Source organism: Synechocystis sp. FACHB-383 (assembly GCF_014698605.1).
GTDB classification, from domain to species: domain Bacteria; phylum Cyanobacteriota; class Cyanobacteriia; order Cyanobacteriales; family Microcystaceae; genus Synechocystis; species Synechocystis salina.
On record NZ_JACJTJ010000023.1, the window covers coordinates 48512 to 70177 of the forward strand.

The window sequence follows — 21666 nt, forward strand, 5'->3', positions numbered from 1 at the left end:
AAAATTGGTCTAGCAATCTATGCCTTTGGAAACTGCCAAAATTTTTCAGCTTAGGTTAACCGAAAATATTCTCGGTGATAGGCCATGGCGATCGTTTTTCAGCTAATTATCCTGGCCATAGGTTTCGTCCTCTTTCACCGCATGGGTTGGAGTTATCTCCAAGCTCTAGCTCAATACCAACCACTGCCTCCCGGTAAAAGGGGGCGATCGGGTCAAAAGGTCTATGTGGAAGGAATGTATGGTTCAGGAACCATTTTACGGTCTCCCATTGCCCAGGAAGTTTGCCTCCGCTGGCGGGTTATCGTCACCGAAAAACAAGGTAAAAACAGCATTAGCCGCCTCGACCATGGTTCCTACGGAGTGGAAAATTTTGTCATTCTACGCCGGGGCGATCGCCGTTCCTTTCTAGTTGAGCAGCAACCGGACACTGTGCTGAAGCAGATCCATGACCTGGGGGGTCACCATGGCCCCAAACATCAATACCAACAAAACTTGCTTTGGCAGAGTAATCATCCCCAGATGGTGGAGTTTTTGCAGAACAATGGCATTAGCCCTGATAACTGGTTGGGGGTGCGGCGTTCCCTCACCGTCACTGAACTATTTTGGCGCACTAACGATCCTATTTTTGTCTTCGGTGAACTGACAGAACAAGAAGGACAGTGGTGCCTGAAAGCCCATTTGCTCAGCGACCAATCCGTGGAAAAACTCAGGCGGGTGCCTAGTCTATTCCTGTTAATTGGTGTGGTTATTCTCTTTTTTGCCGGCTTGGGGATGTTCAACCCTTGGCGCTGAACCTTATCCCAACGCTTAGTAATGGCAGTGACTGGTTTACCCAACGGGCATTATCGGGCCGCTACCCCCTCACTGCGGGCGGCCAACTGCACCGCACTGGCCACGGTGGTGGCAACTCGATTGTCAAAAACCGAAGGAATAATATGCTCACTATCTAGGGTGTTGCTGTGCACCAAAGAGGCGATCGCCTTGGCCGCTTCAATGCACATGCTGGTGGTGATGATACTAGCCCGACAGTCAATGGCTCCCCGAAAAACTCCCGGAAAAGCGAGCACATTGTTAATTTGGTTGGGGTAATCACTGCGCCCTGTGGCAATGACCGCCGCATCCTCCTGAATTAATTCCGGTTGAATTTCCGGGATGGGATTGGCCATGGCAAACACAATCGGGTCTTTGGCCATGGATTGCACCATTTCCCTGGTCACTACCCCCGGCGCACTCACCCCTAAAAAGACATCGGCTCCGGCCATGGCATCGGCCAGGGTGCCTTCCGCCTCCACCGCAAAGCCCTGTTTTTTGCTGTTTAAATCGGTGCGATGTTTACCCACAATGCCCTTGGAATCGCAAATCCAAATATTTTCTGCCCCGGATTCCTGCAGCAATTCGGCGATCGCCAACCCGGCGGCCCCAGCGCCGTTGATGACAATGCGTACCTTAGCCATGGCCTTACCGACAAACTTCAGCGCATTGAACAGGGCAGCCAGGGTAACAATGGCAGTGCCATGTTGGTCGTCGTGAAATACGGGGATATTTAATTCTTTTTTGAGGCGGGCTTCAATTTCAAAGCAGCGGGGAGCGGCAATATCTTCCAAATTAATCCCCCCAAATACCGGGGCGATCGCCTTAACGGTGCGGATAATTTCCTCCGTATCCTGGGTGGCCAAACAGATGGGAAACGCATCTAGTTGGGCAAATTCTTTGAACAGCATTGCTTTCCCTTCCATCACTGGTAAGGCCGCTTCTGGCCCCAGGTTGCCCAATCCCAACACCGCACTGCCATCGGTCACCACCGCCACCGTATTACTTTTGATGGTCAGGGAGTAAACCTTATCCGGGTCCTCGGCGATCGCCCGGCAAATGCGCCCCACCCCAGGGGTATAGGCCATGGCCAACTCCGACTGGGAAGTGAGGGGAATGCGACTGACAACGCTAATTTTTCCCTGGCGATGCAAATCAAAGGTGCGGTCAGATACTTTCAGTAATTTGACATTATCCAGAGCCTTCACCGCCCCAATAATTTTTTCCGCATGCTCACTGCTCGAAGCATCCACGGAAATTTCCCGGCGGGTGAGCTTAAGATTACTTTCAATCAAGGAAATTTGCCCAAAACTTCCCCCCGCATCGGCGATCGCCTGGGTAACGCTGGCCAAGGTGCCGGCATGGTTGGGTAGCTCCAACAGGAGGCTGACGCTATAACTCGGATTGGGGGTAAGGCTAACCATAGGGCGATCGAAAAAAGGTTGAAAAGCAAAAATCGATAATCTCAGGCGGCGTTTGGGTACGCAGTCTCTCCTCGATTATGCTTGATCTGTGACCTTTGCTTACCGAGGTTTGCCCTGGCTGTCAGGGTTTGCCTATCTATCCAGCCCTAGCAATCTCTCCCCAGGACCGTTTCCCGTTCGATTCCCTTTTATGCAAAATTCCCCCGCCTCTTCCCGTTGGCAATTCATCAAGGAAAATATTCCCCTGCTCGTTGTGGCCCTGCTGTTGGCCCTGCTACTGCGTTTCTTTGTGGCGGAACCCCGCTACATTCCCTCCGACTCCATGTTGCCCACCCTCGAACAAGGCGATCGCCTGGTGGTGGAGAAAATTTCCTACCATTTCCATCCTCCCCAGGTGGGGGACATCATTGTGTTCCATCCGCCGGAGTTGTTGCAGGTGCAGGGCTACGACGGCAATCAAGCCTTTATCAAACGGGTCATTGCCATGCCTGGACAAACGGTAGCGGTGAATAATGGCATTGTCTACCGGGATGGACAACCCCTGGAAGAGAAATATATTTTGGAGCCGCCCCAATATAATTTGCCCGCCGTGCAGGTGCCAGAAGGTCAAGTGTTTGTCATGGGGGACAACCGCAACAACAGCAACGATTCCCATGTGTGGGGATTTTTACCCCAGGAAAACATCATCGGCCATGCCCTATTTCGCTTTTTTCCCGCCAGCCGTTGGGGGCAACTGACCGGCCCGGAATCATCGGTAGCCTAATCGACTCAGTTGCCAACTTTTTACTCAGTTTGTCGTTGGGCGATCGCCGTGAGCTCATTGGCATCAAGAATGGTAATCTTGCCTCCCCGTTGGTCGGTAAGGTACCTATTGCCAAACCAAAAAATGGGGCGGGAACTGCTCCCCAGCAAGAGCCAAAGTTTAATTCCAAATTGCAACCATTGTCTTCGAGGTTTTTATGGTCAACACCATTCTTTCCCTACAACCATCATCCACTCAATTACAAAGTCACATTGAGTATCCCCAGGCCGGCATCCTGAGTAAAGTACTACTCCAAGACCGGGTTTGTCAGTACACGCTTTTTTGTCTAGCGACAGGCACCGACATCTCAGAACACAGCACTCCCCGTAACGCCGTCGTGCAATGTCTGGAAGGCACAGGAGAACTGAGCTTGGACGGCCAAAACATTACCCTGGAACCAGGCGTGTGGGTGGTGATGCCGGCCAATGCGCCCCATGCTCTCAAAGCGACGTCCAACTTGGCCTTTTTACTTACCCTCAGTCAGCCCTAGACCCCAATCTGACCAACGGTTCTCTATTCCCATAGCGCAACAAAAAAGTTCAACCAGCTCGGAAAAAGCCCTAAGGCCAAGGGGAATCCTGGCAAAGATAGGGATCATGCCCAGGCGATCGCCGTTTGGTCGGCCCAGGGTTCGTCAATGGTGTTAGGATCTGCTGAGAAGAAGAAACGTCATAGCACATAAGGAAAACACGTTAAATGCAAGAGTTTGACAAGTCCATATCCTTCGACGGACGGGATATAAGACTCAAAATGGGAACCCTAGCTCCCCAAGCAGGAGGTTCAGTCCTCATTCAATCCGGTGATACAGCGGTGTTGGTCACGGCGACCAGAGCTAAAGGAAGGGATGGCATTGATTTTCTACCCCTAACGGTGGACTACGAAGGACGACTCTATGCCGCAGGTCGTATTCCGGGCGGTTTTTTGCGGCGGGAAGGCCGACCCCCAGAAAAGGCCACATTAATTAGCCGCCTCATTGATCGTCCTTTACGTCCCCTGTTTCCCCATTGGCTCAGGGATGAACTACAAATAGTTGCCACTACCCTTTCCATGGACGAGGAAGTTCCCCCCGATGTTTTGGCTGTGACAGGGGCTTCGGTGGCGGTCATTCTAGCCAAAATTCCCTTCAAAGGTCCCATGGCCGCAGTGCGGGTAGGTCTAGTGGGGGATGATTTCATTATTAACCCCACCTATCGAGAGGTCTATAACGGAGATTTGGACTTGGTGGTGGCTGGTACCCCCGCCGGTATTGTCATGGTAGAAGCTGGAGCGAACCAGTTACCAGAACAGGACATCATCGAAGCGATTGATTTTGGCTATGAAGCAGTACAGGATCTGATCAACGCCCAGCAGGAATTGATGACAGATTTGGGCATCACCCTGGCTACCTCTGAGCCTCCCTTGGTCAATACCACGGTGGAACAGTTCATCGAAAGTAAAGCCGCCCCAAAAATTATCACTGTACTTGGTAAATTTGACCTGGGTAAAGATGGTAGGGACGCCGCCCTCGATGAAATTAAAGCCAGTGAAGTGGAAGCGGCGATCGCCGAATTGCCGGAAACCGATCCCGTCAAACAGAGTGTGGAAGAAGACCCCAAACTAGTGGGCAATCTCTACAAAGCATTGACCAAAAAGTTAATGCGCAAACAGATTGTCGAAGAAGGGGTACGGGTAGACGGCCGCAAACTCGAACAGGTACGACCCATTAGCTGTGAAGTGGGCTTTCTGCCCCGGCGGGTCCATGGTAGTGGTTTATTTAACCGGGGTTTAACCCAGGTACTATCCCTCGCCACCCTTGGTTCCCCAGGTGATGCCCAGGATCTAGCGGACGACCTCCATCCCGAGGACGAAAAGCGCTATCTCCACCATTACAACTTTCCCCCCTACTCTGTGGGTGAGGCCCGCCCCATGCGCTCCCCTGGCCGCCGGGAAATTGGCCACGGTGCTTTAGCAGAACGGGCCATCATACCAGTACTCCCCCCCCAGGAAGACTTTCCCTATGTGGTGCGGGTGGTATCGGAAGTTCTGTCTTCCAACGGTTCCACCTCCATGGGCTCCGTTTGTGGTTCCACCCTTGCCCTGATGGATGCCGGGGTACCGATCAAAAAACCCGTCAGTGGCGCCGCCATGGGCTTGATCAAAGAAGGGGATGAAATTCGTATTCTCACCGATATTCAGGGCATTGAAGATTTCCTTGGGGATATGGATTTCAAAGTAGCTGGTACCGATTCCGGTATCACCGCCCTGCAAATGGATATGAAAATTGATGGTCTGAGCATGGAAGTAGTCTCTAAGGCCATCATGCAAGCCCTCCCCGCCCGGCTCCATATCCTCGACAAAATGTTAGCCACCATCCGGGAGCCCCGTCCCGAGTTGTCTCCCTTTGCGCCCCGGTTATTGACCCTGAAAATCGAGCCCGAACATATCGGCATGGTCATTGGGCCCGGTGGTAAAACCATTAAGGGCATCACCGAACAAACCAGTTGCAAAATCGACATTGCCGACGATGGTACTGTTACCATTGCCTCCAGCGAAGGGGAACGGGCAGAACGGGCTCGGCAGATGATTTACAACATGACCCGCAAACTCAACGAAGGGGAAGTGTACCTCGGTCGTGTGACCCGAATCATTCCCATTGGGGCTTTTGTGGAAGTGCTACCTGGAAAAGAAGGCATGATCCATATTTCCCAATTAACGGAAGGCCGGGTCGGCAAAGTGGAAGACGAAGTGGGCGTGGGTGATGAGGTCATTGTCAAAGTACGGGAAATTGACAGTAAAGGCCGCTTAAACCTGACCCGCTTGGGTATCCACCCCGATGAAGCGGCGGAAGCCCGTCGTAACGTCAGCCGGGGCTAAGTTAACTTGCTTGTGGGGGTTTAGGGCTAATTGGCCTATTGCCAATAGGGGTCAGACCTAAATTGATTTTGGGTTTGACTCTCCCAACGCCACTGATTACAAGCCAATGAGCCGCAACTGTTTTGCCTAACTTGACCAAGTAAGCTGATATCATCCCGATCCCCTGGGTATCCGAACTTAGGGGATTTGCTTTGGTATTTACTCCGAGTTTTTATTGACACTGTTTTTTCCCATGGCCCATTCTTTTCCCCATAAACAAATTGGCGTAGCGGTAATTATCAATGACCAAGGCCAAGTATTGATCGATCGCCGTCCGGTGGGGGGATCCTTTGGGGGGCTGTGGGAATTTCCTGGGGGTAAACTGGAGCCGGGGGAAACCGCCGCCGAATGTATTGCACGGGAAGTGCGGGAAGAAATTGCCATTGAAGTGGCAGTGGGGGAATCCCTGCTCACCATTGACCATACCTATCCCCAGGTGCGACTAACTTTGTATGTCCATCTCTGTCAGTATTTATCGGGGCAACCCCAAACCATTGCCTGTGAAGAAGTACGCTGGGTGGCGATCGCCGATTTAGGGGAGTATCGTTTTCCCAAGGCTAATGGGGAAATTATTCAGGCCCTGCGCCAAAAGTTTCTGAAATAAACGGGTCGGTCAATCCAGGTCTTCAATAATTTTGCGACAAAAAAGCGGGCGATGTAGAGGAGTTGCACCATACTGCCTTAACCCTTGGCGATGGTTGGCCGTGCCATAACCTTTATTGCTAGCCAGGTCGTAATGGGGAAAGCGTTCTGCTAAACGGGTAATTAAACTATCCCGCCAAACCTTAGCTAAAATGCTAGCGGCACCGATTAGCAAAGATTTACCATCTCCCCCGGTAATGGCCATTTGGGCAGAAACAATGCGGGGTAACCTGTCTCGCCCATCCACCAACACATAGGCCGGCATAACGGGCAATTTCTGCACCGCTCTCTCCATGGCCAACAAACTAGCTTGACGAATATTAATCCGTTCAATAGTGGGCACATCGGCAAAGCTAATGCCATAGCTGTGGAGATAGGGGGGCAATGCCTGGGCCAACTGGGCACGACGTTGGGGAGACAGTTTTTTACTATCCTTCACCCCCAAAGCCTGTAACTGGTCAATGGCTTCGATGGGAACTAGCACCGCCGCCGCCACCACCGGCCCAAATAAAGCTCCCCGCCCCACTTCATCCACCCCCGCCACCAGGCGATCGCCGGATAGTCCTTGGCTCTCCTGCCACCATTGGCGATCGTTGTAACAACTGGGAGAGTAAATCAAGCTAATACCTACTCCGCCGAAGAACGCCGCCGTCTTCTGCCAGGACGTTTTTTCGTTTCCGTGGGAGCAGATACCTCCGCCACCACAGCAGATGAAGCTTCATCATCGAGTTGGGGCAAGTCAACTTTTTCCTGAGCTACCGTTTCGTCTACTGATTGCTCAATAACTGGGGCTGTGGCCTCAGATATAATCGTCGGCCCATCACTGGGGACATCATCGGGACTATTATCGCCATTGTCCACCGCTGTAATGACCGTATTAACCTGACTGCCATTACCATTGTTATTTTCCTCCCGGGCCGTACCCGCAGTAACCACCGAAACCACAAAGGAGCGGGGGTCCTGGTCAGCGTATTCCGTTTTGACCAGGGGAGAAATTCCCATGCGGGCATAAATGTCCTGTTCCAAAGTTGTCATGGTGACATCCACCGGAACCAACGTTTTTTCCACTCGACGGGACGGCCGCTCACGACGGGGAGGGGCAGTGCCACTGGCCTTTTCCTTGGTAGGGCTGGGGCTAGTGCCAGTGCTCTTACTGCGGGCAACCCCCACGGACTTAGTATTTTCCTTTTCAGAAAAGTCCGAGCCTCGACGACGGCGACGACGGCGGTTATTATCCCGATCGCCTTGCTCTTGATAATTAGGATGGAAGAGTAAGTCCAGAGGGCTAGATATTTTCGCTTCTTCCTTCTTCGGCGGCTCACTGACCTTGGCAGTGGGGGGAGAGAGAATTGGTTTTTCCACCAACCGGGGGGGAATGCTACTACTGACCGCTGTGGGAACCAAGGAAACAAAACCCTTTTCGCCAGGGAGTTCCACCAAATGGCCTAAACCACCACACTCAGGACAGGTCTGGCCAAACAGTTCATACAAATTCTGTCCCTGGCGCTTACGGGTCAACTCCACTAGCCCCAACTCCGTCAACTGGGCAATCTGGGGCCGGGCTTTGTCGGACTCCAAACAACGGTTGAAATGCTCCAAAAGTTGTAGTTGATCCTTATGGGTGTCCATGTCAATAAAGTCGACAATGATTACCCCACCAATATTTCTTAGCTTCAACTGGCGGGCAATTTCCGTGGCCGCTTCATAGTTAGTCCAGAGCACCGTTTCCCGGGAATTGGCCGAATGGGTAAAGGAACCAGAGTTAACGTCAATGACCGTCAAAGCTTCCGTCGGTTCAATAATTACATAACCCCCCGAGGGCAGATCCACCCTGGGCTTGAGGGCTTCCCGGATGGTGGCATTGACTCGAAAATACTCCAGAATACTGAGGGATTCCCGGTGACAATCAATTAAAACCCCCTCCGGCAAACGACCTTGGTCCCAGTTCATCAACTGTTGTTTGATCCGTTTCATCCCCGCCGGGGTATCCACCACAATGCGATTCACTTCGCTGGAATACATATCCCGCAGCACTCGCTTGATGAAATCATCATCCCGGTCTAGGAGCATGGGGGCACTACGGGTCATGGCCTGTTGTTGCACCAACTCCCATTGCTTTTGCAGATTTTCCAAATCTTCGATAATTGCATCTTCCGGCACATCTTCCGCTTCCGTCCGCACCAGTAGTCCCATGCCCGGTGGCTTGATCAACACCGCCAAAGCCCTTAAACGACTGCGTTCCTCCTCCCGGTTAATGCGGCGGGAAAGATTAACTCCCCGACCATAGGGCATCAACACCATGTAACGCCCTGGCATACTGATATTTCCAGTCAGGCGGGGGCCTTTATTCCCGGTGGGTTCTTTCATCACCTGCACCAACACCCTCTGTTGGGGAGCTAAAAGTTCCGAAATGGAACCGGCGGTGCGTCTTAATCTAACTGGGCCTAGGTCACTGACGTGGATAAAGCCATTTTTCTCGGTGTCCCCAATGTTAATAAAAGCGGCGTCAATGCTGGGCAGAATATTGTCAACTAAGCCTAAATAAATATCTCCCACCTGTTGGCTGCCCGTGGACACCACCAATTCTTGAATTTGATCCTTCCAAAAAACAGCAGCAACCTGATGTTTTTCAGCAATGACAATTTGTTTTGGCATAAATATATTCCTCAAAAGGCCATCCCAAAGCCGTCCCAGTGGTGTGGACAGGGGCAAGGTGGCCTACAGAAAAATGTTGTAATGTTGGACATGGGGTGAACTGAATATTTTCCTCTCTAGGGTCAACCTACCCTCCCGCCCAGTGAACTACTCCCGTCATCCCCATGGCTATAGTTGTGACTGTTTTTTGCCACCACAGCTTCCTGATCGGGTGTGAGCAGGAACTTTTGGGGGGACATGGATTACGGTCAGCTTGCTGGAGAAAGCCGTAGATATTCCCAGGGAAACGCCCAGGGGACAGCCGCCCATCGCACGGACGGGGGAGATAGATAGGCAAGAGTATTGGAGGCAGTTTAAGACGGAAAAAACTATCTGTTTTTCTGCACCGCAAGAACGACAACCGGTAACGATTAGAAAAGAAGAATCGGGGGCTGCTTACGGCGATTCACTACAGGGGCATAACTTTTGCTGGTTATCCCTGGATCAATGCCAATGATTACATCGGACATCGAACCTGAGGGTTTGGAGTCCCTCTCAAAATAACCCGGGCATTGTCAAAAGAAATAAACCTGATGCCCAAGAAATTTAAACTGAATATAACCTGAAATGGTAGCCTTTAGCAAGAAACCCCGGCTCTCTAGGCCAGTTGCCTACCCAGCCCGATGACGATCCACCTTATCCAAGGCCGCCTCTAATCCTTCATCCAGGGCACCATCCCCCACAATGGACCGCACTCCTTCCAAGGTGGAAAGAATGTTACGGGGGTCGAGGAACATTACCTTGCTGCTGTCACTACTGCCGATCGCCGTACCCATGTTGAGGTATTGCTGGGCCAGAAGAAATTGCAGAGCCTCCCTGGCATGGTTATCGGAACTCAATTTTTCCGTAAGGATACTGAGGGCCTCCGCTGTAGCCTTAGCTTCCAACACTTTTTTCTGTTGTTCCGCTTCTGCATTGAGGATAGCCGCTTTTTTCTTAGCCTCCGCTTCTAACACCCGAGCTTGGGCATCCCCCTGGGCTGAGTTGATGGCGGAATCCCGTTGACCTTCGGAAGTAAGAATAGCCGCCCGTTTTTTTCTCTCTGCGGTCATTTGCAGTTCCATGGAATCCAACACTGCTTTAGAAGGCATAATGTCCCGTAATTCCACCCTAGTAACTTTTACCCCCCAAGGGTCAGTGGAAATGTCTAGTTCCCGCAGTAGTAATTCGTTGATTTCGGTGCGGGCGGTGAAAGTTTGATCTAATTCCAGTTTGCCAATTTCAGAGCGGATTTGGGTCAACACCAAGTTCACCATGGCGGACTGTAAATTTTCCACCTTGTAATAGGCTTTCTCCATATCGATAATGCGCCAATAGACCACAGCATCGGCGGTAATGGCCACGTTATCTTTGGTAATACAGGACTGGGGGGGAATGTCGATGACCTTTTCCCTGGTGGTTTGCTTAAAAACGACCCGATCCAAAATAGGAACCGTAAAATTCAGCCCTGGGGTAAGTTTTTTGTTGTAACTTCCCAGCCGTTCCACTAGAAATTCATTTTTTTCATTAACAATTTTGACCGAAGTACCGATCGCCGATCCGAAGAAGACGAGAAAGAAGAGAAAAAAGGCTTCCATGGTTTAGCTCCGCTGTGACTGGGGAAAGGGGAAAGTTGGGGACAATGTCAGTAAAATCAACAATCAATCAGTGAAAAAAGACGAAAGGGTAGAAAATTTGCTCTATAGGACCAGCCATTGACCGGAGGGTGTGATGGCAAGGCTAGAGTTGAATTTGAAACTGATCCTCAGGGGGTTGGAAAGGTTCGTCCTGGTCTCCTGGTAGGGCCTGACTGGGTAGATCTTGAATATGAATTTCCTGTCGTTGCTGTTCGTTGAGAGTGATGGGCTCCAGGGTTCCCTCGCCAGTATTCAACTGGTACGCTTCAGAAACCAGGGCACTAGGACAACATTGGGGGTCTCCCTGCTGGTGTTTGAGAATGTTGAGGCGGATTTGGCCATTTTTAATGACTAAACTTTGTACCCGCACTCGATCGCCAAGGAAATAGGTGTTGGGGTTGGCGATCGGTCCATCGGGCCCATCGGTCACCACTGCGAGGTAAATCAGTTCTTCTGGGCCCACCGCACTGTCCCAGCGTAAAATCACCGCCGTATCCTGGTCGCCGTCTTGGTCCACGTCCCCAAGGGCAATGGGCTTAATCAAATTGAGGTTAAAGGTTCCGCCGGTGAACACACCGTTGTTGAGGGGGTATGTGCCCTGGTCGGGAATGCTATAGCTCAGGTTTTTCAACACATCCACCGTCAAAGGGGCAGAGCTATTCTGGGCGATCTCCAGGGGGGGCCTTAAAGGGGTTGCCATTACCAGGGACCCCAGAGCCTCCCCTCCCACCAGGGCAGTGAGTAAACCTAAACTTATTGAACCAATCCTATTAGCCATTGTCTCAATCCTTTGGGAAATTTCTCTGAACATTGTGCCCAGACAGAAGCACTTTCCTAGGGCAAAAGGACAGTTTTGCAGTGGTTTTTGTTGCCCTCTTTGCCATTCTAAAGGCATGGTAGCACGACCCCTGGGGACAGTAGCAGGGGAACGTTCGTGGTGAGCATCTGCCCCACCTGGGCCTTTGTTAAGCTGTAGAATTGCCTAAACTGTCCTGCCATCTAGTGTCTATGGTTGTCGATTCTGTGCCCGATTCATCTACCTTTGTGGGAAAAACCATTCGTCCCGTGGCCGCCGTTTCCATCCATGGCATTGTCTTCGACGGAGATCGTCTGTTGGCTGTGGACAGCAAAAATGGTTACCTGTTGGAAATCGATCCCTACACCAACAACACTAAGTTACTCAACGGTCAGTACTGGCAGGAATTTATCGGGGCCACCGGCCTGGCGATCGCCGACGGGCAGCTATGGTTTAGCTCAGGACAGTATGTTTACACCTGTAATCTGGAAGGGGAAGACCTGAAGCCAGAGGTATTTGCCTGGTTTGACGACCCGGTCAATGGGGTGGCCATCTGGGGCAGCACTGTGTACATCACCTGCCATAAGCGGGGCCACATTTTGGTGTATGGCAGGGACACCCGCAAGCTAGTGGCCACTTTTTACAGTCCCGGCATCGGCGTGGAAAACATTACCGTGCGGGGGGAAGAACTGTGGGTCTGTGACAGTGCCGAACAAAGTGTTTATTGCCTTGATCGGGCCACCGGGGAAATTAATTTTAGCCTGATTACCCCCTTTGAAAGCCCCACTGGTCTGGCTTTTTACAACGATCAAGCTGGAGAAAAGGCAACCCTCTATGTGGCCTATGTGCAACAGGAACCCTACGTCCGGGATAACCCCAACGCCGATCCCAACCACGAGCTGATGTATCGGGAAACCACCTTCATCCATCCTCTCTATTTCTACAACGATACCCACAAGCGTTGTACCTTTTCCAACGGTTACTTGGTGGAGATGCGCTACGTTGAGGAACTGGCCCCCCTGGACCCCGTTGATTTAAAACAGGTGGAATGGCGCATGGCCCTGCCGGCGGCCACCCCCCGACAAAGAATTCGCAAAATCGAATCGGTGGGTTTACCCTTTAGCCGTATTGATGATGTCAACGGGCAAAAAGTGGCTGTGTTCGAGTTTGACCAGCTTGATTTGGATAGTCGGGCCGTGTTTGGTTGGCGGGTGGAAATGGAAGTATGGGGCATTAAATATCGCCTGAAACCCAGTGATTGCGAGCATCTTCCCGCCTTACCCGAAGGCTTTGCTGACCGTTATCTAGTGGATAACGATAACCTCAGCATGGAAACCGATATTATTATCCGGGCCGCGGCCGAGGCGATCGGTCGGGAAACCAACAGCCTCCGTAAGATGTTCAATATCCGGAACTACGTCTACGATCGCCTTTCCTATGGCATTAAGCCCCACATTGATACTCCCGACTTAGCCCTACGGCGGGGGGTGGGGTCCTGCGGGGAATACGTGGGGGTTTTGTTAGCCCTGGCCCGGTTGAATGGCATTGCCTGTCGCACCGCTGGCCGCTATAAATGTCCGCCCCATCCCCTCCAGCGTAATTTGCCCATGGAACCGGACTTCAACCATGTTTGGTTTGAATTTTATCTGCCCGGCATCGGTTGGTTGCCTATGGAATCTAATCCCGACGACACCAATGATGGTGGCCCGTACCCCACCCGTTTCTTTATGGGTCTGGCTTGGTACCACGCTGAAACCGCCAAGGATGTGCCCTTTGAGCAGCTACTGAGTCAGGGTATTCCCGTCAATAAACAGGTGGTTTCCATTGGCGAACTGGCCATCAACCATGTGCAATTCACCATCTTGGAGGAACTAGACCCGGCGGTGCATTTAGCCGATTAATTTAATTTAACTTTGGTGAGAGGGAAACTTCCTCCCCTGTCTACGAGGTGGTGCTGGGAATATTCCCCCGCTCTTCAATGCCTGGTATTCACAGAGATGTTAGGGCCGAAGCAATGTTATGGTGATTCACTGTCAGTAGCATAGGTAGCGTAGGCTTCAGGGGCTAAACCATGGAGGATAATAGCGTCATAACTCCGGAAATTGAACAATTAATCCAAGCAGTGGAAACCGCAGACTCGGCGGCCAAGTTAGTGGGGGCAGTGCGAGCCCTGGCGGCCACCCGATCGCCGTTGGCAGTACCCCAATTGACCACGGTGTTGCGTTACAACAATCCAGGGGCAGCGGTGGCGGCGGTGGATGGGCTGATCCAAATCGGGGACGCGGCCATGGCCCACTTGCTGGCTAATATGGATGGCTACAATTATGGCGCTAGGGCCTGGGCCACCAGAGCCTGTGCAGGCATTGGTGATCCGAGAGCATTGGCTTTGTTGCAGGAAGCGGCCCTGACGGATTTTGCCCTCAGTGTGCGGCGGGCGGCGGCCAAGGGACTAGGTTTTCTCCGTTGGCAATCCCTACCCCAGGAAGAACAGGAGACAGTACAAAAAGCCATTTATGATACCCTACTCCAAGTTTGTGAAGATCCCGAATGGGTAGTGCGCTACGGGGCGATCGCCGGTTTGGAAAATTTAGCCATCCAGTCCGCCCATTACTACCAACCCCTCACGATTTTTCTCCAAGCTCTACTGAAAAACGAACCAGAGGCGATCGTGGGGGAACGCATTCTTTTGGCCCTGGAAAATATCAGCCCGATGTAAACCCTGTAGAGCACCTCTCAGCTTCCACTGCAGGGATTGTCAAAACCTAGACCCAGATTGGCCATACACTGGAACGAAAAATTCTCTAATTAATTTCATCCAGCAAAGATGGCCATCAACACTTTTACCATTGTCAGTTTTATTGCCCTAGGTTTAATGGCCGGCTTTGCCAGCGGCCTCATTGGCATCGGCGGCGGGTTGGTTATTGTACCAGTGCTAGTGTTTGGTTTTGGTTTTACCCAACATTTAGCCCAGGGCACTACCCTAGCCCTCATGGTACCCCCCATCGGTCTGGCGGCGGCCTGGACCTACTACCAAAAGGGGGACGTGGACATCAAAGTAGCCGTGCTAATTTGCCTGGGATTTGTCCTTGGTAGTTTGTTTGGCGCCAGGGTGGCCACCAACATTTCCAATGAACTGCTGGGGCGTATTTTTGGCGGAGCGATGTTGGTTATTGCCCTCAAAATGATTTGGGGCAAATAGTTTGGATGGGCATGACCTCCCCTGGGGGAAGTTCAAATGGTTTTCCTTAACCTCAGCCCATACCAAATCGTCCGTCGTCATCGTACCCACGAACTTTCCTCTTTTTTTCTACCGCTTGCCCGACTATTTCACCACCAAGGAACAAGATTTTCCACTGCCAGAATTGTTGAAATTTAGCGAATCCCCCCCGCTGTTACCTGTTCGATAATATCCGCCGCCTTGGTAACACCTCCAGCAGTTTTAATTGCTTGTTGAAGCCGCAGAGCATTTCTTTTGTAGGAATCTTCAGTGAGAACTTTTTCAAGGGCCGTCCGCAGATTATCCACATTCAATTTACTTAAGGGAATAAATTCCCCCACTCCAGCCCAGGCAATTCGGGCCGCCACGGCTGGTTGATCATTGGCAATGGGAATGGCCACCATGGGCACTGCGTTATTGAGGCATTCCAATGTGGTGTTGAGGCCGGCATGGGTAATGGTAAGAGCTGTTCTTTGCAAAAGTTCCAGTTGGGGGGCGTAATTAACAACAAGGGGATTACCAGGTAGTACCGGCATAGATTCCAAATCAGCTCCCCCCAGAGAAATAACCAATTGGGCATCTAGGCCTACGCAGGCTTCGGCAATGGTTTTAAAGGTGCCCATTAGCTGATTTTGAATCGTACCCAGGGAGGCATAAATTAGGGGTTTACCATTGAGTTTATCCCAGGGAAAATCGGGCACATCTCGCCCCACCGCGCTGTGAAATGGGCCAGTGAAATGGAAATGGGCTGGTAAGCATTGTCGAGGAAATTCAAATGCTGCCGGTTGCTGACTAATTTGCGCTAATGGGGAATAACGATCATTGGGACTGAATTGGCGGGGTAAATTCCAGCGATGACGATAATCATTAATCAATTCCGTAATTGGTTTGGTAGCCCGTTCTAAAAGTGCATAGCCAAGGCGATTCCGCAGTTGCCCCAACCAATTAGGAGCGTATGGCCAAGGGGTGGCACAGGGGGGGATAGTGGGCTCACGATTAAGCACCACAGCACTACAGATTGTGACAAAAGGAATACCAAGGTGATCGGCAATGGTGCCCCCTTCCTGGGAAACTTGATCTACCAATAGAACTTCTACACCAGCCTTGGTTATCACCCCAGGGGCTTCCTTAAAAAAGGCTTCTGTTTTTTTTGTGATCATGGCCACAGTGCATTGCAATGCCTTCAGTCCACTGAGTTTCCCCAACCGGGCCATAAACTCTATTTGGGCCCCCAAGGGAAATTCCCCTACGGCGATCGCCTGAAAATCCAGACCGGCCGCTAGGGTTTTAGCCTGGGCGTCCAACACCCCAAACATGGTCACGGTATGGCCCCGCTGTTGCAGCTCCTTGCCTAAGGGCAACATGGTGTTGAGGTGCCCCGTTGTCGCTGGACAGAGTAGGCCGAAGTGAGTCATGGCAAAAAGTAGTTAGGGAACCAATGGGAGCATCACCTGCCCATTCAACAGGTCTATAGGGCCCCGGCGGCGGTCTGATCCAACACTGTGCCCAAATGGCCCATTAAGTTAATGGCTTGAATAACCGGGGGTTTATCCAAACCCTGGGGATAATCAATGACGCTCACCCCGCCATTGCCCTGTTTAATTTGCCAAAAATGGGCGGGGGATAACCCCAATAAATAGGCCAAAATCACCTTGTTAATGGCATCGTGGGCCACCACAATTCCCACCGTGGAGCCATCCCCCTGGCTATAGAATTTCACCCGGTCCTGCCAACAGGCGATCGCCCGATCCCAAACTTGTTGTAAATTTTCCCCTTCTGGCATTTGCACCGTGGCGGGGGCATCCTTCCACTGTTGCAGTAAACCAGGGTATTCCGCTTCAATTTCTGTTTCTAGTTTTCCTTCCCATAACCCGTGGCAAATTTCTGTCAATTCCGGTTGTAAATCCAGGGTGACAGCGGGATGATATTGCAGAATAATCTCCGCCGTTTCCTTGGGCCGAGCCATGGGACTGCTGATACCTAGGTTGATCGGTATATTCTTGAGAAACTCTGCCGCCTTTTGAGCTTGGTTTTTACCGTTTTCGTTCAAGGGAATATCTCGAATGCCTTGGAAACGTCCTTCCCGATTCCATTGGGTTTCCCCATGGCGAATGAGCAGTAACCGCAGGCGATTATTCTCCTTACGGGGAGGGGGAAGGGGGACTCCCATATGGGCCGTTTGGTTGAGGGATTCTAGTTGCACTGGATCGCCCCAGCCACCGCTAAAGTTCAACACGTTAATGTTGCAGTTGGACTGTTGTAGGCGCTGATAATGGGAAGCCGGCATGCCAATGGCACTCATTAACAGGCAACGGTTAATGCCATTGTGGGCCACAATCAGCAAGGTTTGCCCGGCCGCATCGGCTAATACATCCTGCCAAAACCTTTGGGCCTGGGCGTAGAGGGCGGCAACGGGGTAATACTCGGCCCCGTCCACTGTCATGGCGAGCTGATCTGGAGCTTCATGCCAAAGACGGTATTCCGCCGGATATTGATTGGCCACATCCTCCTTAGTCATTTTTTCCCAGAGGGGCAGGTTGACCTCCAATAAATTTTCGCTGGGGACCAATGCCGGGGGTTGGGCAAAGCTGGCCTGGATGATCTGGGCGGTTTCCTTGGCCCGGCGCAGGGGACTGCAATAGATTTTGTCAATCGCCAGGGAGCCTAGGGTTTGTCCCACTTTTTGGGCATCGGCCTTACCCTTGTCGGTGAGCACTGATAGATCACTGCGACCTTGAATCCGTCTTTCTGCGTTATAGGTGCTCTGCCCGTGGCGAACAATAATGACCCGAGTAGCCAATCCCCCTGCCTCCTGAACGATAAAATCAGACCAATTTTACAGGGTTGGGGTGGCACTGGCCGTATTTTAATCCCGGGGCTGGTTCCCTTCCTCAATTAGATCAATTAAGCAATGCAATGCCCGGTCCAAGTCATCATTCACCAGTTGGTGGTCAAATTCCACCGCCGCCTGCAATTCCTGCTGGGCCTGGGCTAAACGCTTGGAGATCGCCGTTTCACTGTCGGAACCCCGGCCCCGTAGCCTTTCCTCCAGCACCTCCACGGAGGGGGGCAAAATAAAAATCCGTCGGGCGGAGGGAAAAGTTTGTTTAATTTGTCGGGCTCCCAGCACTTCGATTTCCAGCAACACAGTTTTACCCTGGGTAATCTGGGCTTCCACCGGTTGCCTGGGAGTGCCGTAATAGTTGCCCGCATATTCAGCCCATTCCAGTAGTTTTTCCTCCCCAATCCAGGTTTGAAACTCTTCCTTACTCAAAAAATAATAGGACTGCCCGTCTTCCTCCCCAGCCCTTGGCGATCGGGTGGTGGCGGAAATGGACAAAAACCAATGGGGGTGCCGTTCCAGCAGTAGTTGCACCAACGTCCCCTTACCCACACCACTGGGGCCCGTTAGCACAATCAATTGTCCTTTTGCTGGGGTTTGGTCTGGGGCCATGGAGCTTAACAACTACTTAATTAAAAAAGGTGGATAATTCTGAATAAACCTGGGGCAGGGATAGGGAAGCAAAAACCAAGGCTAGATAGCAACAAAGGGGGCCAATGTTGAGCAACCTCTGGTTGACCGGGGCTTTTTAGTAGGAACAACCTTAAAATCCCCAAATACTCCCTAAGAACGAAGCGCCCTGGGGGAAAGATCCGCTACCCTGGGGTTTTGCGTCCGTGTAAACTTTTCTTAAAGATTAGCCCATTTAGTCCCCCCTTACCCATGACTGAGCCCCCCGTACTGCACGAAACTCATCCGGAATCGGAAAAGGAACAAAGTATTGGTAAACAAAATTTGTCCTTTCAGCCCATTCCCCAGGCTTCCAAACCAGGCAAACGACTCTGGCTAGTGGTGGGGGCCTTAATTTTGTTGGGGGGCGGTGGTTATTGGTGGTTTCAGTCCCGTTCCGGTGGCCCTCCCGGAGGAGCCATGATGGGTCAAATGCCGCCAGCCCCTGTGAAATGGCAGGTGTTAGAACCCACTGAAGTTAGGGATTTCACCACGTTGATGGGAACGTTGGAGGCGCCCAAGGGCATGGAAATTGATTCAGAAATTGATGGGCGGGTTCAGGAAATTTTAGTCAGGGAAGGGCAACGGGTACAACAGGGGCAGGTTTTGTTTCGCATCGATAACGATGTTCTCCAAACCCAGTTATTGGAAGCCCAGGCTAATTTAGCGGCGGAAAGGGCCCAGTTGGCTGAGTTGGAGGCGGGCAGTCGTCAGGAAGATATTGCGGCGGCGGAGGCCCAGTTACGTCAAGCTCAAACCCGTTTAGCCAATGCCAAGGGAGGATCTAGCCCGGAAGAAATTGCCCAGGCCCAAGCCCAGTTGGATTCCACCAAGGCGGGGGCGGAATTGGCCAGTGAGCGGGTGCGCCGGTTTCGTAATCTGCGGGACCAAGGGGTGATTTCCCTCGATGCCTATGATCAACAGTTGAAGGAAGAACGGCAGGCGATCGCCGATGTGGAAGCGGCCCAAAGGAGGTTACAACAGCTTAAACAAGCCCGCAGCTCCGATGTGGAAAGGTTAACGGCGGAGGTGGATGCCCAAAGGCAAAATTTAAATCGTTTACGGGCGGGGGAACGGCCCGAAAGTATTGCCCAAGCTCGGGCCCGGGTGGGGCAAGCCCTGGCCAGCGTCAAAACCTTGCAAGCCCGCCTAGGTAAGTCGGAAATTACCGCTCCCTTTGCTGGGATAGTGGGTTATATTCCGGTGAAATTGGGGGATTACGTCCAGGCCAATGATGATTTGACTCATTTGACCGAAAATCAACAGTTGGATCTAAATTTAGCAGTGCCCCTCGCCCAAGCGCCCCGGTTACGCCCCGGCCTGACCGTGGAAATCCTTGATGGCCAAGAAACGGCGATCGCCAGGGGGCAAATTAGTTTTGTCTCCCCCGATGTGGACAATGATGGTCAGAGTGTATTAGCCAGGGCCACCTTCAGCAACCAAGACCAAAAACTGCTCAACAATCAGTTAGTGCAGGCCCGCATCATTTGGGAGCAAGACACGGGGCTAGTGGTGCCCACCGTGGCCATCACCCGCATTGGCGGAGAAAGTTTTGTCTACGTAGTCCAAGAAAAGGAAAATGAACAAACCGGGGAGCCAGGCTTAGTAGCCCAACAAAAAGCCGTTAACCTGGGCAGTATCCAGGGCAGTAATTACCAAGTTTTGTCCGGTTTAGAACCGGGCGATAAGGTCATCACTGCGGGGCTATTGAGGGTGCAGGACGGAGCTCCCATCCAGCCAGCACCAGCAGAAGGCCCATCCAATCCAACCCCCTAGACACATCGTTAAGACCCATCTTTTTTGCTTAGTATGATTGCCCCAGATTCATCCCCCCGTTCTTTGGAAATTGCCCCGGTACTCCAGCAAAAACTCTTTTACCGAGGACGCAAATTTAACTTTGATGTCAGTCGGAGGCAGTTACCCAACGGCGTGGTAGGGGACTGGGAATTAATCCAACACCCAGGGGGTGCCCTAGTGGTGCCTATTACCAACGAAGGTCAGTTGGTGCTAGTGCGCCAATATCGTTTCGCCTTGGCGGCGCGGCTGTTGGAATTTCCGGCGGGCACCGTAGAAGTAGGGGAAAATCCAGCGGCAACCATTAGGCGGGAATTGGAGGAAGAAGCCGGTTACCGAGGCCATACCTGGCAGACCATTGGTCAATTTCCCCTCGCTCCGGGCTACTCCGACGAAATTATCTATGCCTATCTGGCCACAGACCTAGAAAAATTACCCAATCCACCGGCCCAAGACGAAGATGAAGACATTGAAGTGGTGTTAATGACATTTGACCAGTTTGAAACGGCGATCGCCAAAGGGGAAATGGTTGACGCTAAGTCCATTGCTAGTTATTTCTGGATGCGCCATTTGCTTTGAAAAAACTAAAATAAACGACGTTTGGCCGGGGAAGACTTGGGCGGGGTTGTGGCAGATTTTTTAACCGGCTTGGGTGTACTGGTTTTGGGTTTAGGCGCTGACTTCCCAGCGGGCTTACCTGGGCTGGACCTTCGTTGCATCGGCCCCAGGTCAGTGGCTTTTTCCAGAACTAGTTCATTGCCCTGCAGAGTTGCTTCCATATCCCAAAAACGTCGGAGGGGACGACGACAAATTTCCCCTTCCGTATCCTTTAAAATTCCACTAATTTTTACTTTAAAAAACAAGGGCCGTTTGCTGGGAGATTTGGGGGATTGGCGAATTTTCATCACAATGTTTTCCCTCGCCTGGGATACAAATACCACTTCTCCCCGAATGGAAAAATAGGGGTGATCTACTTTGGGACTAGGTAAACTGTTCGAGGCAGGGTCAGAGGCCGAGGTCAGACCAGGGCCGAGATTTTCCGGTTCCCATAATCCTGCCAACTGAAAATGGAGATGATCATCCTTATCCCGTAGTCGGGGATAAACCACCCAAAAATGGGGATCTTCTAAGTTGACATGGCGTTTAAACAGACTAAAAGTTTTTCCCAATAACACCGACTCCACAATGTCCCCGGTTTCCGTCACCAATATCCCCCGTTGACTGGATTCTTCGCTGGCATAGTAGCGTCCATATACCACCCCGATCGCCCGGAATTGTTTAGGGTGACTGGGGGGGGAAATGGGATGCTGACGGGGTTGTAGCGCAGAATCGGCCATGGATGATCAGAGTCAGTGTTTAAAAGTTGGAGGGCTGATTTGACGCCCGACGGACACTAGGCACATTCTACCTTGAACTATCTAAGCGGATTGTTTTTGGGCAATGTCAGATAAAATGAGCCTGGAATCCC

20 protein-coding genes are annotated in these 21666 nt (G+C 51.8%); 10 read left to right on the forward strand and 10 right to left on the reverse strand.

Annotated features, from left to right (window positions below):
* The first annotated feature begins 84 nt into the window (after positions 1-84).
* The gene (locus H6G45_RS05310) at positions 85-792 is read left to right on the forward strand and encodes a hypothetical protein (protein WP_190597303.1); all 708 of its coding nucleotides are present in this window, start codon (positions 85-87) and stop codon (positions 790-792) included.
* Positions 793-842: 50 nt separating this feature from the next.
* On the opposite strand, the gene H6G45_RS05315 is transcribed toward H6G45_RS05310, so the two are convergent.
* Entirely contained in the window at positions 843-2234 is a 1392-nt protein-coding gene (locus H6G45_RS05315; protein ID WP_190597305.1) for an NAD-dependent malic enzyme, read from the reverse strand.
* A 190-nt stretch (positions 2235-2424) separates the two neighbouring features.
* Here H6G45_RS05315 and lepB point away from each other — a divergent pair, with 190 nt between their 5' ends.
* A complete protein-coding gene (lepB, locus tag H6G45_RS05320) occupies positions 2425-2997 on the forward strand; it encodes a signal peptidase I (RefSeq protein WP_190597308.1) in 573 nt (190 codons plus the stop codon).
* 20 nt (positions 2998-3017) lie between these two features.
* Here lepB and H6G45_RS05325 read toward each other — a convergent pair whose 3' ends face one another.
* Complete coding sequence (locus H6G45_RS05325; RefSeq protein WP_190597310.1) at positions 3018-3173, reverse strand: hypothetical protein; 156 nt, start codon at positions 3171-3173, stop codon at positions 3018-3020.
* Positions 3174-3193: 20 nt separating this feature from the next.
* On the opposite strand from H6G45_RS05325, the gene H6G45_RS05330 reads away from it, so the two are divergent.
* The 3 genes from H6G45_RS05330 to mutT all read left to right on the forward strand — a co-directional run bounded on the left by H6G45_RS05330 (position 3194) and on the right by mutT (position 6532).
* Positions 3194-3526 carry a cupin domain-containing protein gene (locus tag H6G45_RS05330; RefSeq protein WP_190597311.1) on the forward strand — a complete coding sequence of 111 codons (333 nt, stop codon included), beginning with the start codon at positions 3194-3196 and terminating at the stop codon, positions 3524-3526.
* Positions 3527-3732: 206 nt separating this feature from the next.
* Positions 3733-5889: a polyribonucleotide nucleotidyltransferase gene (locus tag H6G45_RS05335; RefSeq protein WP_190597313.1), complete on the forward strand. Its 2157-nt coding sequence runs from the start codon at positions 3733-3735 to the stop codon at positions 5887-5889.
* A 232-nt stretch (positions 5890-6121) separates the two neighbouring features.
* Complete coding sequence (gene mutT, locus H6G45_RS05340; RefSeq protein ID WP_190597315.1) at positions 6122-6532, forward strand: 8-oxo-dGTP diphosphatase MutT; 411 nt, start codon at positions 6122-6124, stop codon at positions 6530-6532.
* Between the two features lie 9 nt (positions 6533-6541).
* On the opposite strand, the gene H6G45_RS05345 is transcribed toward mutT, so the two are convergent.
* The 4 genes from H6G45_RS05345 to H6G45_RS05360 form a co-directional block, all read right to left on the reverse strand.
* Positions 6542-7114, reverse strand: coding sequence for a ribonuclease HII (locus tag H6G45_RS05345; RefSeq protein ID WP_190597395.1), 573 nt, complete (start codon positions 7112-7114; stop codon positions 6542-6544).
* 83 nt (positions 7115-7197) lie between these two features.
* On the reverse strand, positions 7198-9225 hold the full coding sequence (locus tag H6G45_RS05350) for an Rne/Rng family ribonuclease (protein ID WP_190597317.1): 2028 nt from the start codon (positions 9223-9225) through the stop codon (positions 7198-7200).
* A 650-nt stretch (positions 9226-9875) separates the two neighbouring features.
* A complete protein-coding gene (locus H6G45_RS05355; protein ID WP_190597318.1) occupies positions 9876-10841 on the reverse strand; it encodes an SPFH domain-containing protein in 966 nt (321 codons plus the stop codon).
* Between the two features lie 142 nt (positions 10842-10983).
* On the reverse strand, positions 10984-11658 hold the full coding sequence (locus H6G45_RS05360; protein ID WP_242018060.1) for a hypothetical protein: 675 nt from the start codon (positions 11656-11658) through the stop codon (positions 10984-10986).
* A gap of 224 nt (positions 11659-11882) precedes the next feature.
* Here H6G45_RS05360 and H6G45_RS05365 point away from each other — a divergent pair, with 224 nt between their 5' ends.
* The 3 genes from H6G45_RS05365 to H6G45_RS05375 all read left to right on the forward strand — a co-directional run bounded on the left by H6G45_RS05365 (position 11883) and on the right by H6G45_RS05375 (position 14875).
* Positions 11883-13577 carry a transglutaminase domain-containing protein gene (locus tag H6G45_RS05365; protein ID WP_338116533.1) on the forward strand — a complete coding sequence of 565 codons (1695 nt, stop codon included), beginning with the start codon at positions 11883-11885 and terminating at the stop codon, positions 13575-13577.
* Between the two features lie 170 nt (positions 13578-13747).
* Complete coding sequence (locus tag H6G45_RS05370; RefSeq protein WP_190597325.1) at positions 13748-14392, forward strand: HEAT repeat domain-containing protein; 645 nt, start codon at positions 13748-13750, stop codon at positions 14390-14392.
* Between the two features lie 108 nt (positions 14393-14500).
* Complete coding sequence (locus tag H6G45_RS05375; RefSeq protein ID WP_190597327.1) at positions 14501-14875, forward strand: sulfite exporter TauE/SafE family protein; 375 nt, start codon at positions 14501-14503, stop codon at positions 14873-14875.
* Positions 14876-15048: 173 nt separating this feature from the next.
* On the opposite strand, the gene H6G45_RS05380 is transcribed toward H6G45_RS05375, so the two are convergent.
* From H6G45_RS05380 to gmk, 3 genes are all read right to left on the reverse strand, one after another.
* Positions 15049-16308, reverse strand: a complete 1260-nt coding sequence (locus H6G45_RS05380; protein ID WP_190597329.1) for a glycosyltransferase — start codon at positions 16306-16308, stop codon at positions 15049-15051.
* A gap of 53 nt (positions 16309-16361) precedes the next feature.
* On the reverse strand, positions 16362-17693 hold the full coding sequence (locus H6G45_RS05385) for a histidine phosphatase family protein (RefSeq protein ID WP_190597331.1): 1332 nt from the start codon (positions 17691-17693) through the stop codon (positions 16362-16364).
* A 66-nt stretch (positions 17694-17759) separates the two neighbouring features.
* Positions 17760-18347 carry a guanylate kinase gene (gmk, locus tag H6G45_RS05390; protein WP_190597333.1) on the reverse strand — a complete coding sequence of 196 codons (588 nt, stop codon included), beginning with the start codon at positions 18345-18347 and terminating at the stop codon, positions 17760-17762.
* A gap of 270 nt (positions 18348-18617) precedes the next feature.
* Here gmk and H6G45_RS05395 point away from each other — a divergent pair, with 270 nt between their 5' ends.
* Both H6G45_RS05395 and H6G45_RS05400 read left to right on the forward strand, forming a co-directional pair.
* Positions 18618-20180, forward strand: coding sequence for an efflux RND transporter periplasmic adaptor subunit (locus H6G45_RS05395; RefSeq protein WP_190597335.1), 1563 nt, complete (start codon positions 18618-18620; stop codon positions 20178-20180).
* A gap of 33 nt (positions 20181-20213) precedes the next feature.
* Positions 20214-20777, forward strand: coding sequence for an NUDIX hydrolase (locus H6G45_RS05400; RefSeq protein ID WP_190597337.1), 564 nt, complete (start codon positions 20214-20216; stop codon positions 20775-20777).
* 5 nt (positions 20778-20782) lie between these two features.
* Here the strand turns inward: H6G45_RS05400 and H6G45_RS05405 are convergent, their stop codons facing one another.
* Positions 20783-21535 (reverse strand): hypothetical protein, encoded by a 753-nt coding sequence (locus tag H6G45_RS05405; protein WP_190597339.1) that lies wholly within the window; start codon positions 21533-21535, stop codon positions 20783-20785.
* Positions 21536-21666: the final 131 nt, after the last annotated feature.

What these genes read in the sequence shown, in the direction of transcription:
- H6G45_RS05405 (WP_190597339.1), bottom strand. Translation starts at nt 21,535, where the DNA reads ATGGCCGATTCTGCGCTACAACCCCGTCAGCATCCCATTTCCCCCCCC.
- gmk (WP_190597333.1), bottom strand. Translation starts at nt 18,347, where the DNA reads ATGGCCCCAGACCAAACCCCAGCAAAAGGACAATTGATTGTGCTAACG.
- H6G45_RS05380 (WP_190597329.1), bottom strand. Translation starts at nt 16,308, where the DNA reads ATGACTCACTTCGGCCTACTCTGTCCAGCGACAACGGGGCACCTCAAC.
- H6G45_RS05350 (WP_190597317.1), bottom strand. Translation starts at nt 9,225, where the DNA reads ATGCCAAAACAAATTGTCATTGCTGAAAAACATCAGGTTGCTGCTGTT.
- H6G45_RS05400 (WP_190597337.1), top strand. Translation starts at nt 20,214, where the DNA reads ATGATTGCCCCAGATTCATCCCCCCGTTCTTTGGAAATTGCCCCGGTA.
- H6G45_RS05370 (WP_190597325.1), top strand. Translation starts at nt 13,748, where the DNA reads ATGGAGGATAATAGCGTCATAACTCCGGAAATTGAACAATTAATCCAA.
- H6G45_RS05335 (WP_190597313.1), top strand. Translation starts at nt 3,733, where the DNA reads ATGCAAGAGTTTGACAAGTCCATATCCTTCGACGGACGGGATATAAGA.
- lepB (WP_190597308.1), top strand. Translation starts at nt 2,425, where the DNA reads ATGCAAAATTCCCCCGCCTCTTCCCGTTGGCAATTCATCAAGGAAAAT.
- H6G45_RS05355 (WP_190597318.1), bottom strand. Translation starts at nt 10,841, where the DNA reads ATGGAAGCCTTTTTTCTCTTCTTTCTCGTCTTCTTCGGATCGGCGATC.
- H6G45_RS05395 (WP_190597335.1), top strand. Translation starts at nt 18,618, where the DNA reads ATGACTGAGCCCCCCGTACTGCACGAAACTCATCCGGAATCGGAAAAG.
- mutT (WP_190597315.1), top strand. Translation starts at nt 6,122, where the DNA reads ATGGCCCATTCTTTTCCCCATAAACAAATTGGCGTAGCGGTAATTATC.
- H6G45_RS05330 (WP_190597311.1), top strand. Translation starts at nt 3,194, where the DNA reads ATGGTCAACACCATTCTTTCCCTACAACCATCATCCACTCAATTACAA.
- H6G45_RS05375 (WP_190597327.1), top strand. Translation starts at nt 14,501, where the DNA reads ATGGCCATCAACACTTTTACCATTGTCAGTTTTATTGCCCTAGGTTTA.
- H6G45_RS05315 (WP_190597305.1), bottom strand. Translation starts at nt 2,234, where the DNA reads ATGGTTAGCCTTACCCCCAATCCGAGTTATAGCGTCAGCCTCCTGTTG.
- H6G45_RS05310 (WP_190597303.1), top strand. Translation starts at nt 85, where the DNA reads ATGGCGATCGTTTTTCAGCTAATTATCCTGGCCATAGGTTTCGTCCTC.
- H6G45_RS05360 (WP_242018060.1), bottom strand. Translation starts at nt 11,658, where the DNA reads ATGGCTAATAGGATTGGTTCAATAAGTTTAGGTTTACTCACTGCCCTG.